The 14104-nt window shown below is 72.1% G+C and carries 14 protein-coding genes; 7 read left to right on the forward strand and 7 right to left on the reverse strand.

Annotation, left to right across the window (positions count from 1 at the left end):
* Positions 1-101: 101 nt before the first annotated feature.
* Entirely contained in the window at positions 102-284 is a 183-nt protein-coding gene (locus tag BEK98_RS28630) for a hypothetical protein (RefSeq protein WP_094219569.1), read from the forward strand.
* Here BEK98_RS28630 and BEK98_RS28635 read toward each other — a convergent pair.
* Positions 262-732 carry a winged helix-turn-helix transcriptional regulator gene (locus BEK98_RS28635; protein WP_094219570.1) on the reverse strand — a complete coding sequence of 157 codons (471 nt, stop codon included), beginning with the start codon at positions 730-732 and terminating at the stop codon, positions 262-264. The genes BEK98_RS28630 and BEK98_RS28635 overlap by 23 nt on opposite strands.
* Before the next feature lie 107 nt (positions 733-839).
* Here BEK98_RS28635 and BEK98_RS28640 point away from each other — a divergent pair, with 107 nt between their 5' ends.
* Complete coding sequence (locus tag BEK98_RS28640; RefSeq protein WP_094219571.1) at positions 840-2009, forward strand: thiolase family protein; 1170 nt, start codon at positions 840-842, stop codon at positions 2007-2009.
* A 26-nt stretch (positions 2010-2035) separates the two neighbouring features.
* On the opposite strand, the gene BEK98_RS28645 is transcribed toward BEK98_RS28640, so the two are convergent.
* Positions 2036-2815, reverse strand: a complete 780-nt coding sequence (locus BEK98_RS28645; RefSeq protein WP_094219572.1) for a TVP38/TMEM64 family protein — start codon at positions 2813-2815, stop codon at positions 2036-2038.
* A 91-nt stretch (positions 2816-2906) separates the two neighbouring features.
* Complete coding sequence (locus tag BEK98_RS28650) at positions 2907-3371, reverse strand: NUDIX hydrolase (RefSeq protein ID WP_094219573.1); 465 nt, start codon at positions 3369-3371, stop codon at positions 2907-2909.
* Positions 3372-3470: 99 nt separating this feature from the next.
* On the opposite strand from BEK98_RS28650, the gene BEK98_RS28655 reads away from it, so the two are divergent.
* From BEK98_RS28655 to BEK98_RS28665, 3 genes are all read left to right on the forward strand, one after another.
* Entirely contained in the window at positions 3471-4193 is a 723-nt protein-coding gene (locus tag BEK98_RS28655) for a DNA alkylation repair protein (protein WP_094219574.1), read from the forward strand.
* Positions 4194-4474: 281 nt separating this feature from the next.
* Positions 4475-5647 (forward strand): elongation factor Tu, encoded by a 1173-nt coding sequence (gene tuf / locus BEK98_RS28660; RefSeq protein ID WP_094219575.1) that lies wholly within the window; start codon positions 4475-4477, stop codon positions 5645-5647.
* Positions 5648-5786: 139 nt separating this feature from the next.
* Entirely contained in the window at positions 5787-6632 is an 846-nt protein-coding gene (locus BEK98_RS28665; RefSeq protein ID WP_094219656.1) for a spermidine synthase, read from the forward strand.
* A 26-nt stretch (positions 6633-6658) separates the two neighbouring features.
* Here the strand turns inward: BEK98_RS28665 and BEK98_RS28670 are convergent, their stop codons facing one another.
* The 3 genes from BEK98_RS28670 to BEK98_RS28680 all read right to left on the reverse strand — a co-directional run bounded on the left by BEK98_RS28670 (position 6659) and on the right by BEK98_RS28680 (position 10190).
* A complete protein-coding gene (locus BEK98_RS28670) occupies positions 6659-7960 on the reverse strand; it encodes an MFS transporter (RefSeq protein ID WP_094219576.1) in 1302 nt (433 codons plus the stop codon).
* Between the two features lie 64 nt (positions 7961-8024).
* Entirely contained in the window at positions 8025-9062 is a 1038-nt protein-coding gene (locus BEK98_RS28675; protein WP_094219577.1) for a DUF8017 domain-containing protein, read from the reverse strand.
* 84 nt (positions 9063-9146) lie between these two features.
* A complete protein-coding gene (locus tag BEK98_RS28680) occupies positions 9147-10190 on the reverse strand; it encodes a DUF8017 domain-containing protein (protein WP_094219578.1) in 1044 nt (347 codons plus the stop codon).
* 71 nt (positions 10191-10261) lie between these two features.
* Here BEK98_RS28680 and BEK98_RS28685 point away from each other — a divergent pair, with 71 nt between their 5' ends.
* The gene (locus BEK98_RS28685) at positions 10262-10720 is read left to right on the forward strand and encodes a DUF4442 domain-containing protein (RefSeq protein WP_244202039.1); all 459 of its coding nucleotides are present in this window, start codon (positions 10262-10264) and stop codon (positions 10718-10720) included.
* 117 nt (positions 10721-10837) lie between these two features.
* On the opposite strand, the gene galU is transcribed toward BEK98_RS28685, so the two are convergent.
* Positions 10838-11791 carry a UTP--glucose-1-phosphate uridylyltransferase GalU gene (gene galU, locus BEK98_RS28690; protein WP_094219657.1) on the reverse strand — a complete coding sequence of 318 codons (954 nt, stop codon included), beginning with the start codon at positions 11789-11791 and terminating at the stop codon, positions 10838-10840.
* Between the two features lie 413 nt (positions 11792-12204).
* Here galU and BEK98_RS28695 point away from each other — a divergent pair, with 413 nt between their 5' ends.
* On the forward strand, positions 12205-14052 hold the full coding sequence (locus tag BEK98_RS28695) for an RICIN domain-containing protein (RefSeq protein WP_244202040.1): 1848 nt from the start codon (positions 12205-12207) through the stop codon (positions 14050-14052).
* Positions 14053-14104: the final 52 nt, after the last annotated feature.

Genomic DNA, 14104 nt, shown 5'->3' on the forward strand with positions numbered 1-14104 from the left:
GTCGCAGCTCACGCACGCCACGGGCCGGCCGACGACATACCCGGACTGTTCGCCCGGCTCGACGGCGGACCGGGTGACGAGCAGGTCTGGCACGCACGGGCGTGCCGTTCTGGTCGCGGGAACTGGAGATGCTGCTGGAGGAGTTCGAGGCCGAGTGCCCGAACTGCGAGACGGTGTTCGGCCTCGCGGAGAGCGTCGCGGGCGCCGAGGCCGGCAGGGGCCAGGGGCCCCGCGTCGCCGGCATGATCCGGAAGACACCCCCTAGGCGGCCGCCGGGCCGGTGACCGTCCAGCCCGGGGCCTGAGGGTGGGCCGTCAGGTCGTCGTGGTGGACGGGCTCGCCGCAGGCCTGGCAGGTGACCTGGGGGACCAGTTCGTTGCCGCAGCTGTGCTCGACGACCATGGGGAGGTCGGCTCCCTTGCGCAGGTGGCGGTCGCCCCACTCCTTGAGGGTCATCAGGACCGGCTCCAGCTCCAGCCCGGCCGGTGTGGGCCGGTACTCGAAGCGCTGCGGGCGCTCGCTGTAGGCGCGCTTGGTGAGGATCCCCGCGTCCACGAGCCGGCGCAGCCGGGTGGCCAGGACGTCGCGCGGGGCGCCGATGTTGCGGACCAGCTGGTCGAAGCGGCCGTTGCCGAGGCACACCTCCCGCAGGACGAGCAGCGAGTACTTCTCGCCGACCAGGGCGAGGGCGTCCGCGATGGAGCAGGGGCGCGGGTCTTTCGTGGCGGCCATGCGGTTCAGTGTAGAGGAGGGTTTGATTTTCCAACTCATGGAGTTATGGTGAGTTTGGATTTCCTACTCACCAGTAGCCGCTCCAGTCGTCGCAGGAGGCCCGCACCATGCGAGACGCAGTCATCGTCGAAGCCGTACGCACCCCCATCGGCAAGGGCAAGCCCAACGGCTCCCTCGCCCACGTCCACCCCGTGCAACTGCTCGCCCACACCCTGCGCACCCTGGTCGACCGCTCCGGCGTCGACCCGGCGCTGATCGACGACGTCATCGGCGGCACCGTCGACCAGGTCGGCGAGCAGGCCATGAACACCACCCGGTACGCCGTCCTCGCCGCCGGCCTCCCCGAGACGGTCCCGGCGACCACCGTGGACCGCCAGTGCGGCTCCTCCCAGCAGGCCGTGCACTTCGCCGCGCAGGGCGTCATCTCGGGCGCCTACGACCTCGTCGTCGCCTGCGGAGTGGAGTCGATGAGCCGGGTGCCGATGTGGTCCAACGTGCCCGCCGGCAAGGACCCCTTCGGACCGGGCGTGGCCGAGCGCTACCCGGAGGGCCTGGTCCCGCAGGGCGTCAGCGCCGAACTCATCGCCGCCAAGTGGTCCCTCACGCGCGCGCGGATGGACGAGTTCGCGGTCTCCTCGCACCACAAGGCCGCCGCCGCGTGGCAGGCCGGCCTGTTCGACGCCGAGGTCGCGCCGCTGGACGGCGTCGCCCGCGACGAGTGCGTACGGCCCGGCAGCACCACGGAGATCCTGGGCGGCCTCAAGCCCGCCTACTACGATCCCGCCTTCGCCGAGCGCTTCCCGCAGATCGAGTGGAACGTCACCGCGGGCAACGCGAGCCCCATCAACGACGGCGCCTCGGCCGTGCTGATCACCTCCAGCGAGACCGCGGCCCGCCTCGGTCTGCGCCCGCTCGCCCGCCTGCACAGCTTCGCCGTCACCGGCTCCGACCCGGTGCTGATGCTCACCGGCGTCATCCCGTCGACGGAGAAGGTGCTGCGCCGAGCGGGGCTGACCCTCGACGACATCGACCTCTTCGAGATCAACGAGGCCTTCTCCAGCGTGGTCCTCGCCTGGCAGCAGGAGACCGGCGCCGACCTGGCCAAGGTCAACGTGAACGGCGGCGCCATCGCCCTCGGCCACCCGCTGGGCGCCAGCGGCACCCGCCTGACCACCACCCTGGTCCACGCGATGCGCGAGCGCGGCGCCCGCTACGCCCTGCAGACCATGTGCGAGGCCGGCGGGCTCGCCAACGCGATGATCCTGGAAGGCGTCTGACGGATCACCGGCCGGTCACCGGCTGATCAGTGCCCGCGCAGGTGGTGGCGCTTGCGCCAGGCCACCACCGTGCCCGCCAGAGCCGGTACGGCGATGCCGGCCATCGCGATCAGGAAGGCGGGCGAGGTCGGCGCTGAGGCACGGGCGCCGGCGACCGCGTAGGCGGCCGTGTTCGGGATCGAGCCGAGCGCCGTGGCCAGCAGGAACGACAGCCAGCCCATCCGGGAGACGGCGGCACAGTAGTTCGCCGCCCAGAACGGCACGCCCGGGAAGAGCCGCGCCGCCAGCATCGAACGGAACCCGTGCCGGCTCAGCTGCCCGTCGGCCGCCTTCAGCCAGCGGCCCCGCAGCAGCGGGCGGAGCGCGTCCTGCCCCAGCATCCGGCCGAGCCCGAAGGCCACCCCGGCGCCGAGCACCGTACCCGCCAGCGCCGTCGTCAGCCCGAGCTGGGAGCCGAACAGCGCGCCCGCCCCCAGGTTCAGCAGGGGGCGCGGCACGAACGCCACCGTGCACAGCCCGTACGCCACCGCGAACACCACGGCCGCCGCGGCCCCGCCGAGCTGTGGCGGCCAGCCGTGCGTCAGCAGCCGCTGCGGCTCGAACGCCAGCACGCAGGACGCGGCGCCCGCGAGCAGGGCGAGCAGCAGGGACAGCCGCGCGTACGGCGACAGCACCACGCGTATGCAGCGGGCGACGAACCCCGTGCGGGGCAGGGGCGGTACGGACACGGCCGCGGGGACGGCCGGCTCCGTGGCGGCGGCCCGGGGAGGGGCCGTGGCGGTGCCAGAGCGGTTGGCATCGAGCATCCGGCGACACTAACCGACGCATACATGTGATCGCCGTATGGTCCGTCTCATGACCGTGGACCGGCAGGCGTGTGTGGTGTGTGTCCCGCTCTCAGGTCCGCCAGGGACCCTCCGGTACCAGGGCCTCGAGTACGGTCAGCAGCTGGGGCGGCTCCAGGCGGTCCGGGAGTGAGGCCAGGTCCGGCCAGGCGATCCAGGCGTGCGTGTCGAGGTTGATCTGTTCGTCGGGGAGCAGGCCGGTCCGTACCGGCGTCGGCTGTTCCTCGGCGAAACGGGCCACGAAGAACTGCTCGGACCCCGTGTAGCGCTTGCCGTTCCACCACACGTCCCGTTCGACGGGCACGGACCGGTCGATGACCGCCGCCGGGTCCAGGCCGGTCTCCTCGGCCAGTTCGCGCCGTGCCGCCTCCAGCGGTGTCTCACCGGGCTCGATGCCACCGCCGGGCGGTTCCCACAGCCATGACCCGTCGAAGGAGTCGCGCCAGCGCAGCAGGAGTACGCGGTGGGCGGCGTCCAGGCAGATGACCCGCGCGGCGGGTCGGAGTGTTGTCCCCACCGTCACAACTTAGCCGTGCGCGAGGCCTACGACGGTGACCGCCTGATCATCGTGGGGCAGGACGGTCTGTGAGCAGGTGATCGCCGTATCGTTCGACTCATGACCGTCACAGGTGCGGCCCCGCCGGACGTGCCGCCCAGCGCCCTCGCCGACACCGTGCTGGAGCGGCTGACCGCCACGTACGCGGCCGCGGCCGATCCGGGCAGGGCCGTGCCGATGCGGGCGTACATGAAGGACGTGGCGCCCTTCCTCGGGATCCCGACCCCGGACCGGCGCGCCCTGTCCCGCACCGTCCTGGCCGGCACGCACCGGCCGACCGAGGCCGACTGCACCGCGATCGCCCTGCGCTGCTGGCGGCTGCCCGAGCGCGAGTACCACTACTTCGCCGTGGACTACCTGCGCCGGTACGCGGCCCGCTGCTCCTCCGCGTTCCTGCCCGTCGCCCGGCAGCTCATCACCACCGTCTCCTGGTGGGACACCGTCGACCTGCTCGCCGCGCACGTCGTCGGCGCCCTGGTCGCGGCCGACCCCGGGCTCACGGCCGACATGGACGCCTGGATCACGGACGACAACCTCTGGCTCGCGCGTACGGCCCTGCTGCACCAGCTCCGCTACAAGGAACGCACCGACACCGACCGGCTGTTCGCCTACTGCCTGCTCCAGTCCGGCCACCCCGACTTCTTCGTGCGCAAGGCCATCGGCTGGTGCCTGCGCGAGTACGCCAAGACCGATCCCGAGGCCGTACGCGGCTTCCTGGCCGGCGAGCGGAGCCGGTTCGCGCCGCTGACGGTGCGCGAGGCGCTGAAGAACACCGGGTCCTGAGGGGCCTCGACCCGGGTACCCCAACTCGCGTACCGCGAAAAACCATTCGACGCCGGACAAACCGTCGGCGATGATCGTCGTCATGTTCCGGTACGCCTTCCTCCTCGCAGCATCCGCCGTCGCGGATGCCCCGAAGGCTGCCGTCCCGATCCTCGTGGCCGCTGTCGACGGCGCCCGAAGCTGACCCTCTCCGGATTGTCCGGCGGACCCCGCAGGGGGAGGGTCGGCCAGTCCTCGGGGTCCCGCATTTTCGTACGGCTGAGAGGCTTCGAGGTACAGCCATGTCCAAAACGGCATACGTGCGCACCAAGCCGCACCTGAACATCGGCACGATGGGCCACGTCGACCATGGCAAGACCACCCTGACCGCCGCCATCACCAAGGTCCTGGCCGAGCGCGGCACCGGCACCTTCGTCCCGTTCGACCGCATCGACCGGGCCCCGGAGGAGGCCGCCCGCGGCATCACCATCAACATCGCGCACGTCGAGTACGAGACCGACACCCGGCACTACGCCCATGTCGACATGCCGGGCCACGCCGACTACGTCAAGAACATGGTCACCGGCGCCGCGCAGCTCGACGGGGCGATCCTCGTCGTCTCCGCGCTCGACGGGATCATGCCGCAGACCGCCGAGCATGTGCTGCTCGCCCGGCAGGTGGGCGTCGACCACATCGTCGTCGCTCTCAACAAGGCCGACGCGGGCGACGAGGAGCTGACCGACCTCGTCGAGCTGGAGGTCCGCGACCTGCTCACCGCCCAGGGATACCCGGGGGACGCCGTACCCGTCGTACGGGTCTCCGGGTTGAAGGCGCTGGAGGGCGACCCGCGCTGGACGGCGTCCATCGAGGCGCTGCTCGACGCGGTCGACACGTACGTGCCGATGCCCGAGCGGTATCTGGACGCGCCGTTCCTGCTGTCGGTGGAGAACGTGCTCACCATCACCGGGCGCGGGACGGTGGTCACCGGCGCCGTCGAGCGCGGGACGCTCCGCTTGGGAGACCGGGTTTCGGTGCTCGGTACCGACGTGGAGACCGTCGTCACCGGGCTGGAGACCTTTGGGAAGCCGATGGACGAGGCGCAGGCGGGGGACAACGTGGCGGTGCTGTTGCGGGGTGTGCCGCGGGATGCCGTCCGGCGGGGGCACGTGCTGGCTGCGCCGGGGAGTGTTGTGACGAGCCGGCGTTTCACGGCGCGGGTGTATGTGCTGTCGGGGCGCGAGGGGGGTCGTACGACTCCGGTGTCGACGGGGTATCGGCCGCAGTTCTATATCCGTACGGCGGATGTGGTCGGGGACGTCGACCTCGGGGAGGTGGCTGTTGCGCGACCCGGGGAGACGGTGGAGATGAGTGTGGAACTGGGGCGGGAGGTGCCGTTGGAGCCCGGGCTGGGGTTTGCCATTCGTGAGGGTGGCAGGACTGTCGGGGCTGGGACGGTCGTGTCCGTCGGTTCGTAGGAGGTGAGGTGCGTGGGGGACTGCGGGCCGGTTGCGGCTGGTCGCGCCCACGCGGCGGAGCCGCATATCGATACGGCCCCGCGCCCCTGAGGTCGGTCTCCCCGCACCGGTGTTCTCCAGTACCGGTGACAATGGTTTCGTGAGTGAAGCCATACCTGTGACCCGGGCCGTCGACTACGGCACCGCCAAGTTGATGCCCGATGTCGATCGCGAGCGGGCCTGGCTGCTCACCGTCGACGGGGCGCCGCAGTCGTACGTCGATCTGGACGAGCCGACGTATCTGGAGTTCGAGTACGCGCGGCGGCTCGGGTACGTGCTGGACGCCGTGGCCGAGGAGGGGCGGGCGCTGGACGTGGTGCACCTGGGTGGGGGAGCGCTCACGCTTCCCCGGTACCTCGTCGCCACCCGGCCCGGCTCCCGGCAGGACGTCGTCGAGGCCGACCGGGGGCTGCTGGAGCTGGTCGTCGAGCGGCTGCCGCTTCCGCAGGGCTCGGGTGTCGCGCTGCACACCGCCGACGCCCGGGCCTGGCTCGAGGCCGCCCCGGACGACTCGGCCGACGTGCTGATCGCCGACGTGTTCGGCGGCTCACGGGTCCCGGCCCACCTCACCTCGCTCGCCTACGCCCGCGAGGCCGAGCGCGTGCTGCGCCCCGGCGGGGTCTATCTGGCCAACCTCGCCGACGCGGCGCCGTTCGGGTTCCTCCGCTCCCAACTGGCCAATCTGGCAGCCGTGTTCGAGGAGCTGGCGCTGATCGCCGAGCCGGGCGTGCTGCGCGGCCGGCGGTTCGGCAACGCGGTTCTCGTCGCCTCGCACCGGCCCGTCGACACGGCCGGCGTGGCTCGTCTCACCGCCGCCGACGTCTTTCCGGCCCGCGTCGAACACGGCGCGGCGCTGCGGGACTTCATCGGCGGCGCCCAGCCGGTCCACGATGCCGACGCCGTTCCGTCACCCGAGCCCCCTGACGGGGCGTTCGGCATCGGCTGAAGTCCCAGGAGTGTGGCGCCGTACCGTCAGCCGAGCCCCCCGACGGCGTGTTCGGTATCGGATGACGCGGCCGGAGCGGGCGTCGGTCGCTCGGTGCGGCGGGTCAGGGTGCGGACGTCCGGGACCAGGAGGACCAGGGCGGTGACCAGGACGACCAGGCCCGCGCAGCCCCAGAGCGCGGTCGTGCGGCCTACGGCGGACTCGGCGGGGCCCGCCAGGGCTGTGGCGAGGGGCATGAGGGAGACCGAGCCGAACCAGTCGTAGGCCGAGACCCGGGAGAGCTTGTCCTCGGGGATCTCCTGGTGCAGCGCGGTCATCCAGGAGACGCCGAACACCTCCACCGTCGTACCCGCGACGAACATGACCACGTAGAGGACGCCCACCGGCACCGGCACGGCGAGTGCGGCCGAGGGCAGGGCCAGTGGGAAGACGCACAGGGTGCCGGCGAGGAGCAGACGGCGGGGTTTCCAGCGGGTCATCAGCAGGGCGCCGGCCACGGTACCCGCGCCGAACGCGCCCAGCGCCAGGCCCCAGGGGCCCGCCCCGCCCAGGCTGTCGCGGGCGACGAGCGGGCCGTACACCGCGTCGGCCGCGCCGACCACCGCGTTGGCGATCGAGAACTGGACGACGATGCCCCACAGCCAGGGGCGGCCGATGAACTCCCGCCAGCCCTCCCGGAGATCGGCCAGCATGCCGTCGCCCGGCTCGCGCGGCGGAATGTGGCTGACGTCGAGGAAGGAGCGCAGGGCTCCGGCGAGGGCGAAGGCCACCGCGTCGATCGCGAGGACCCAGCCGGGGCCGACCGCCGCGACCAGCGCGCCGCCGAGTGCTGCGCCGCCGAGGGCCGCTCCCTGGGTGGCCATGCGGAACACCGCGAAGGCGCGGCCCGCCTGCTCGCCCTCGACGGACGACATCAGCATGCCCTCGGCCGCCGGGCCGAAGAACGCCTGCCCGGTGCCGCCCAGCGCGGTGAGCAGCATCATCTGCCACAGCCGGGGCTCGCCGGTGAGCACGAGCAGCGCGAAGGCCCCCTGGGAGAGGCAGTTGAGGGCGTTGGCGGCGACCATCACCCGGTGCCGGGGCAGCCGGTCCGCGATCGCGCCGCCGATGAGCAGGAACACCACCAGCGGCAGCGTGCGGGAGGCGGCCACCAGTCCCACGTCGCCGCCGTCGCCGCCCGCGTCCAGCACCGCGAACGCGGCGGCGATCAGCGAGCCGTTGGCGCCGAGGCTGGTCACGATGGCTGCCGCGGTCAGTAAGGAGTAGTTGCGGCCCGCCCAGGCGGGTCTGCGGGAACGGGCTGCGGAGGAGCCGGTGGTGGAGGTCACCGGGCGACTATCGCCGCCTGCTGTCCGGCCCGCAAACGGTTTCCCCGCGTCCCGCGCCCGTCCGTCAGCCGCTCTCCGTCGGGTCGCCGTGCAGCCGTACCGTGCTGAGGATCTTCATGATCGTCGCGGTGTCGACCTCGTTGTGCACGCCCTTGGCGCCGTAGAAGTCGAACGACACGATGTCGTCGGCCGAGTTCTTGAAGGCGAAGGTCAGGGCCTTGCCGTCGCTCGCGCACTTGCCCTTCTGCGGGCTGCCCGAGGAGCGGGCCCACGCGTAGGCGCCCTGGAGGCCCGACGCGGTCTTGTAGGGCGTGGCCTTCCTGTCGAAGGTGATGCTCTTCTTGTTCGGCTGGGTGTAGCCGCCGTAGACGTACCAGGGCACCCGCGTGACCGCGGCGTCGGCGGGGCTCTTCGCGCCGTTCTCGCCCCGGGTGCCGGCGACGGCCAGCGGGGTGTCCTCGCTCTTGCCGTCCTTGTCGCTGTCGGTCGTGCACCACTTCGACTGGTACTCGGCCGGGCCGGACACGGAGGTGATCAGCTTGTCGTTGTCGGCGTGGTCCTCCATGAAGACGGAGGTGCCCGGGGAGTCGACCTCCCAGTCGGCCGGGACCTCGAACGCCGTGCCGAACTTGGGGTTGGCGACGACCTTCCAGCCCGCGACGGTCGGCTTCTCGGTCGAGTCGCCGCGCGGGTCGTCGTCCGTCGGGGACGAGGTCGCCGTCGGGTCCGTCGTCGGCGACTGGCTCGTCTTCTGCTTGTCCTTGCCGCTGTCGGCCTCGTCCTTCTTGGAGCCGCCGAGCACCACGAACGCGGTGACACCCGCCGCGACGACGACAGCCGTGGCCGCGACGATCGCGACCAGCTTGGTCCGGCCACCACCGCCGCCGCCACCGCTCTGCGGCGGCTGCGGCTGCGGAGCGCCGGCGGGAGCGGTCGCTCCCCACTGAGGCTGCTGCCCGTACGGATTCGGCTGCTGGCCCTGCTGCGGGTACTGCTGGTAGCCGGGCTGCTGGTACGGATTCGGCTGCTGGTAACCCGGCTGCTGGTACGGGTTGTTCTGCGGGTTCTGCGCGCCCCCTGGCGGCTGCTCTCCTGGCCACATGGCGAGTAACCCTAGTGGGCCCGGGGACACGATTCGGTCACCGGCCCTTGTCAGGGCCGTACCGAACCAGGAGCGAGACGCCTCTCAGGAGTGCGACTTCTCGTCGTACAGCCGCACGGTCCGCATGATCTTACGGATCGTCGCGTCCGGGACCTCCTCCGAGACGCCCTTGGCGCCGAAGAAGGACCACGACAGCATGGCGCCGTCCGAGTCCTTGAAGGCGAACGTCGTCGCCTTGCCGTCGGTGTCGCACTTGTGCCGCTTGGCGACCCCGGACGATTGGGAGGTGGCGACGCTGCCCGTGATGCCGGACGCGGTGGTGTACGACGTGACCGGGCCGGTCGTGACCTTCTTGTGGTCCGGCTGCGTGTACCAGCCGTAGACCCAGTTCGCCGAGTCCTGGCGGGCGACCTCGGCGGTGCTCTTGGCGCCCTTGTTCCCGCGCGTGCCCACGTTCGCCAGCGAGGTGTAGTCGGTCTTGCCGTCCCTGTCCTCGTCCGTGCCGCACCACTTCGCCTTCAGCACGGCGGGGGCCTTCATGCCGACCAGGAACTTGCCGTCGGGGTCCTGGGGGTCGGTGCCCTCGGTGACGTAGGTGATCCAGTCCTTGGAGCGCACCTGCCAGTCGGCGGGCACGTCGAAGGCGACGCCGGTGACCGGGTTCACCACGACCTTCCAGCCGGCCACGGTCGGCTTCGGGACGTCGTCGGCAGAGCGCGGGGCGTCCGTGACCGACGGGGTGGCGGAGGTGGGCGAGGACGCGGTGGGGCCGGGACGGGCCTCGTCGTCACTCTTGCCGCCCAGCAGCAGGACCCCGGTCACACAGGCCGCGACGACCACGGCCGCCGCGGCGAGGATCGCCACGAGCTTGGTGCGACCGCCGCCCGGCTGCGGCTGCGGTGCCGGGGGCTGTGCCCATGGGGCGGGCGGCTGCTGCCCGGCGTATGGGTTGGGTTGTTGTCCGGCGTATGGGTTGGGCTGCTGTCCGCCGTACGGATTCGGCTGTTGCTGGTACGGATTCGGCTGCTGGTGCCCTGGCTGTTGATACGGGTTGGGCTGCTGGGAGCCGGGCTGCTGGTACGGGTTGTGCTGCTGGCCGCTTCCCGGCGGCTGTTCCCCTGGCCACATGGGCCGCAACGATACAGCGGTGATCACCGGTGGCACTGGCCAGCCGTGCTACTCATGAGTAACATGGCCGCATGAGCGCAGACCAGATGTCGATCGGCGACATGCTCGCCGCCACCGTGCCGATGGCCCGGACGCTGAACCTGGAGTTCCTGGAGACCTCTCCGGAGCAGGCCGTGGTGTCCCTGCCGGACCAGGGCGAGTACCACAACCACGTGGGCGGGCCGCACGCCGGCGCGATGTTCACGCTCGGGGAGTCGGCCAGCGGCGCCATCGTGCTGGCCGCGTTCGGCGACCAGCTCTCGCGCGCCGTGCCGCTCGCCGTGCGGGCCGAGATCGCCTACAAGAAGCTGGCGATGGGCGCCGTCACCGCGACCGCGAAGCTGGGCCGCCCGGCCGCCGAGGTCGTGGCCGAACTGGACGCGGGGCAGCGTCCCGAGTTCCCGGTGACGATCGAGATCCGCCGTGCGGACGGAGCCGTCACGAGTGAGATGCAGGTCGTGTGGACGCTGCGTCCCAACAGTAAGGACTGATACGGGACTTGTAGGATCTGCGGGACTTCTCGGGCCTGCGGGACTTGTAGGGCCGGCAGGTATGGGGGGAGGGGTCCGGGTGGGCCCCTCCCCGTCGCGTTTCCCCGCCGCGTCGCCTCAGGCCGCCCGGCGCCGGTCCCCGATGCCGGCCTCGCCGTCCTCCAGTCCCGCCACGAACTCCCTGAGCCAGCCCCGGAATTCGGGGCCCAGGTCCGGGCGGGCGCAGGCCAGGCGGACCACCGTGCGCAGATAGTCCGCCTTGTCGCCGGTGTCGTAGCGCAGGCCGTCGAAGACGACGCCGTGCACCGTGCCGCTCGCGGCCAGGTCCTGGAGGGCGTCCGTCAGCTGGATCTCGCCGCCGCGGCCCGGCGGGGTGCGTTCCAGGACGCCGAAGACGGCGGGGTCGAGGACGTAGCGGCCGATGACCGCGTAGCGGCTCGGCGCCTTCTCGGGTGACGGCTTCTCGACCAGACCGGTGACGCGTACGACACCCTCCTCGCCGGTGGGTTCCACCGCCGCGCAGCCGTAGAGATGGATCTGCGCCGGGTCGACCTCCATCAGCGCGACCACGGTGCCCGCGTACCGGTCGCGCACGTCCAGCATGCGGCTGAGCAGGGTCTCGCGCGGGTCGATCAGGTCGTCGCCGAGCAGGACGGCGAAGGGCTGGTTGCCGACGTGGTGGCGGGCGCAGAGCACGGCGTGGCCGAGGCCGAGCGGGTCGCCCTGGCGGATGTGGTGGATGTCGGCGAGCCGTGCGGGATCGCGTACGGCGTCCAGGCGCACGGTGTCGCCCTTCGCCGCCAGGGCCTGCTCCAGCTCGAAGGCGCTGTCGAAGTGGTCCTCGATGGCGCGCTTGTGCCGGCCGGTGACCATCAGGATGTCGTCGAGACCGGCCGCCGCGGCCTCCTCGACGACGTACTGGATGGCCGGCTTGTCGACGACGGGGAGCATCTCCTTCGGCGTCGCCTTGGTCGCGGGCAGGAACCGGGTGCCGAGCCCGGCGGCCGGGACGACCGCCTTGCGCACCTGGCGTGGGGAGGCGGGGGTCGCTGTGGAGTGGGGGGCGATCATGCGGCCATGCTGGGGCACGCGGATGAGAGTGCGCCGAGAGGAACGTGGGAACCGGCTGTGGGTGTCCGCCGAGAGGTCGGCGGGCGGGAAGTTGGAGATTTCGTGTGCCATCCGGCTTTCCCTGCACACAAGTTGGGTGTCAGGCAACCGCTTGCCTTGTTAGAGGCGTGTGGATACCGCCGGTAACTGTTGTGTATTTCCCTGACTTTGACGCCCAGGCATTCGAACTTCTTGTTTCCTGTGAGGCGCGTGTGCGAAGGTGAGCCTTCCTGTGAGGGGGCAAAGGCCGGAACCGAACGGCAAGGCCGGGCCCCTCAGGTATGCACCAATCAGGCATGCACCAATCAGGCACTGCTTTCCGACGGGGCGCCATTTCGGATGCCGCCCTGCGGCTGGAAAGGAAATGGTGTTCCGTGCAGTCCCCCTACCCCCCACGCCCGCCGTTCCCGCCCCGCCCCGGTTCGCTGCCGGGAGAGTCCGACCGTGATCTCGTCGCCCGGCTGGGCGACCCCGGTGACGGCCGCCATCACGCTGTCGCCCTGCTGCTGGCCCGGCACTGGCGGGCCACCCGTGACTACGCGATCGTCTGCCTGGCCGCTGCCGGGCCCACGGCACAGCTGGTGGCCACCGCCGCCTTCCAGCAGGTACTCGGCCGGCTGACGGGCGGGGCGGTCGGCGGCGCCCTGCGCCCGCAGCTGCTGGTGGCCGTCCGGGAGACCGTCCGCGCCTGGGCCGCCGACGAGAGCGCCTGCGTGGTCATGCCGGAATTGCGCAAACCCACCGGTGGTCGTGGTCTACGCGCGACGATGCCCGGCACGCCCGAAAGGCGGCAACTCGCCGAACGCGCATTCCAGGCCCTGCCCGGCGCCTCCCAATGCCTTCTGTGGCATACCGAGGTCGAGGCGGAGCCCATAAACATACCCGCCGGTCTGTCGGGCGTGGACGCGCCCACCGCCGCGACCGCCCTTGAGCAGGCACGCGAGCAATTCCGGGCGGGCTGCGTACGCGCCCACCGGGAACTCGCACCCTCCAGGGAATGCCGCTTCTACAACCGCCTCCTGGACGTCCCCATTCGCCGTGGCGGCTCCCTGCTGCCGGATGTTCAGGAGCATCTGGCGGCGTGCCGCCACTGCCGGCACGCCGCCGAACAGCTCAGCCATTTCGAGGGCGGCCTGGAAGTCCTGCTCGCCGAGACCGTGCTCGGCTGGGGAGCGCGCCGCTATCTCGACTCCCGGCCCGGCCGCGGCGCCCTGGAGGAGTCGCCCGCGCCCCACGTCGCAGGCCCCGCGCCGGGGGGCCGGCACCGCACGATGCCCGAGGGCAGGCGTCGTACGGCCCTGGCGGTGGGCGTCGGCCTCACCTCGCTCGCGCTGCTCGCCACCGTGCTCGTGGCCAAGGGCTGGTCCGATGACAACGGTGTCCCGGGGCCCGGGGCCACCTGGGGTGCCCCGGTGGGCAGTTCCGCCCGCCCCGGCGCCGACAGCGAGCGGCCTCCCGCGGCCTCCCCGTCCGCCGCCTCGGTCGGCGATCCCGTCGAGGTCGCCCACGGCAGGCTGCGCAGCCTCGTCTCCGGGCTCTGTCTGGACGCCGGTGGGGGGAGGGCCGAGGCGGGCGCGGGTGCTGTGCTGGCGGGGTGTTCGTCCGCCGGATCGCAGCAGTGGTCGTACCAGGACGACGGACTGCTGCGGAGCGCCGCCGATCCCACGCTGTGCCTGGCCGCCGACCCGGGGACGCGGGGCGTCGTGGTGTCCGGCTGTGTCGTGCACGCCGGGGAGGTGTCGTACGACCTCACGGTCCGGGGCGAACTCCTGCTGCGCAGCCCCAAGGGCCTCGCCCTCGCGCCGGGACCGGGGGACTCCTCGACGCGGGTGGTGGTCGCGGCGCGTGACGGCTCCAGGGGGCAGCGGTGGGTTCTGGAGGCGGGGGTGGGTGTGCGACCGGGGCGGGGCGCCCTGCCGGATGGGCCGGACGTGCCGGACCCCGGGCGGCCCGAATCCTCGGAGGGGGCCGCCGAGCAGCCGCCGCCCGGGCGGTCGGACAAGGGCACCCCGAACAAGAAGCAGGGGCAGGGGTCCGGACAGGGGCACGGGAGTCGGCCGACCGGGTCGGAGTACGAGACCCGGATCGCCCAGGTCGGCGCCCACGAGGATCCCGGCGCGGCGGAGTCCGCCCCTCCCGAGGGCCCGGTGAGTGAGGTCGTCTCCCCGATCGCGGGCACCGTCGCCTCCGTACCGGCGGCTGTCGGCTCACTGCTCGGCTGACACCCGGGGGCCACCGCGGAGACGCGGTGGCCCCCGCCCGCCGTCCACCGGC

The sequence above is a fragment of the Streptomyces diastatochromogenes genome, assembly GCF_002242805.1.
Classification (GTDB): domain Bacteria; phylum Actinomycetota; class Actinomycetes; order Streptomycetales; family Streptomycetaceae; genus Streptomyces; species Streptomyces diastatochromogenes.

Coding starts and splice junctions, on each gene's coding strand:
- BEK98_RS28675 (WP_094219577.1), bottom strand. CDS start 9,062: ATGTGGCCAGGAGAGCAGCCGCCAGGGGGCGCGCAGAACCCGCAGAAC.
- BEK98_RS28635 (WP_094219570.1), bottom strand. CDS start 732: ATGGCCGCCACGAAAGACCCGCGCCCCTGCTCCATCGCGGACGCCCTC.
- BEK98_RS28640 (WP_094219571.1), top strand. CDS start 840: ATGCGAGACGCAGTCATCGTCGAAGCCGTACGCACCCCCATCGGCAAG.
- BEK98_RS28655 (WP_094219574.1), top strand. CDS start 3,471: ATGACCGTCACAGGTGCGGCCCCGCCGGACGTGCCGCCCAGCGCCCTC.
- BEK98_RS28645 (WP_094219572.1), bottom strand. CDS start 2,815: ATGCTCGATGCCAACCGCTCTGGCACCGCCACGGCCCCTCCCCGGGCC.
- galU (WP_094219657.1), bottom strand. CDS start 11,791: ATGATCGCCCCCCACTCCACAGCGACCCCCGCCTCCCCACGCCAGGTG.
- tuf (WP_094219575.1), top strand. CDS start 4,475: ATGTCCAAAACGGCATACGTGCGCACCAAGCCGCACCTGAACATCGGC.
- BEK98_RS28680 (WP_094219578.1), bottom strand. CDS start 10,190: ATGTGGCCAGGGGAACAGCCGCCGGGAAGCGGCCAGCAGCACAACCCG.
- BEK98_RS28685 (WP_244202039.1), top strand. CDS start 10,262: ATGAGCGCAGACCAGATGTCGATCGGCGACATGCTCGCCGCCACCGTG.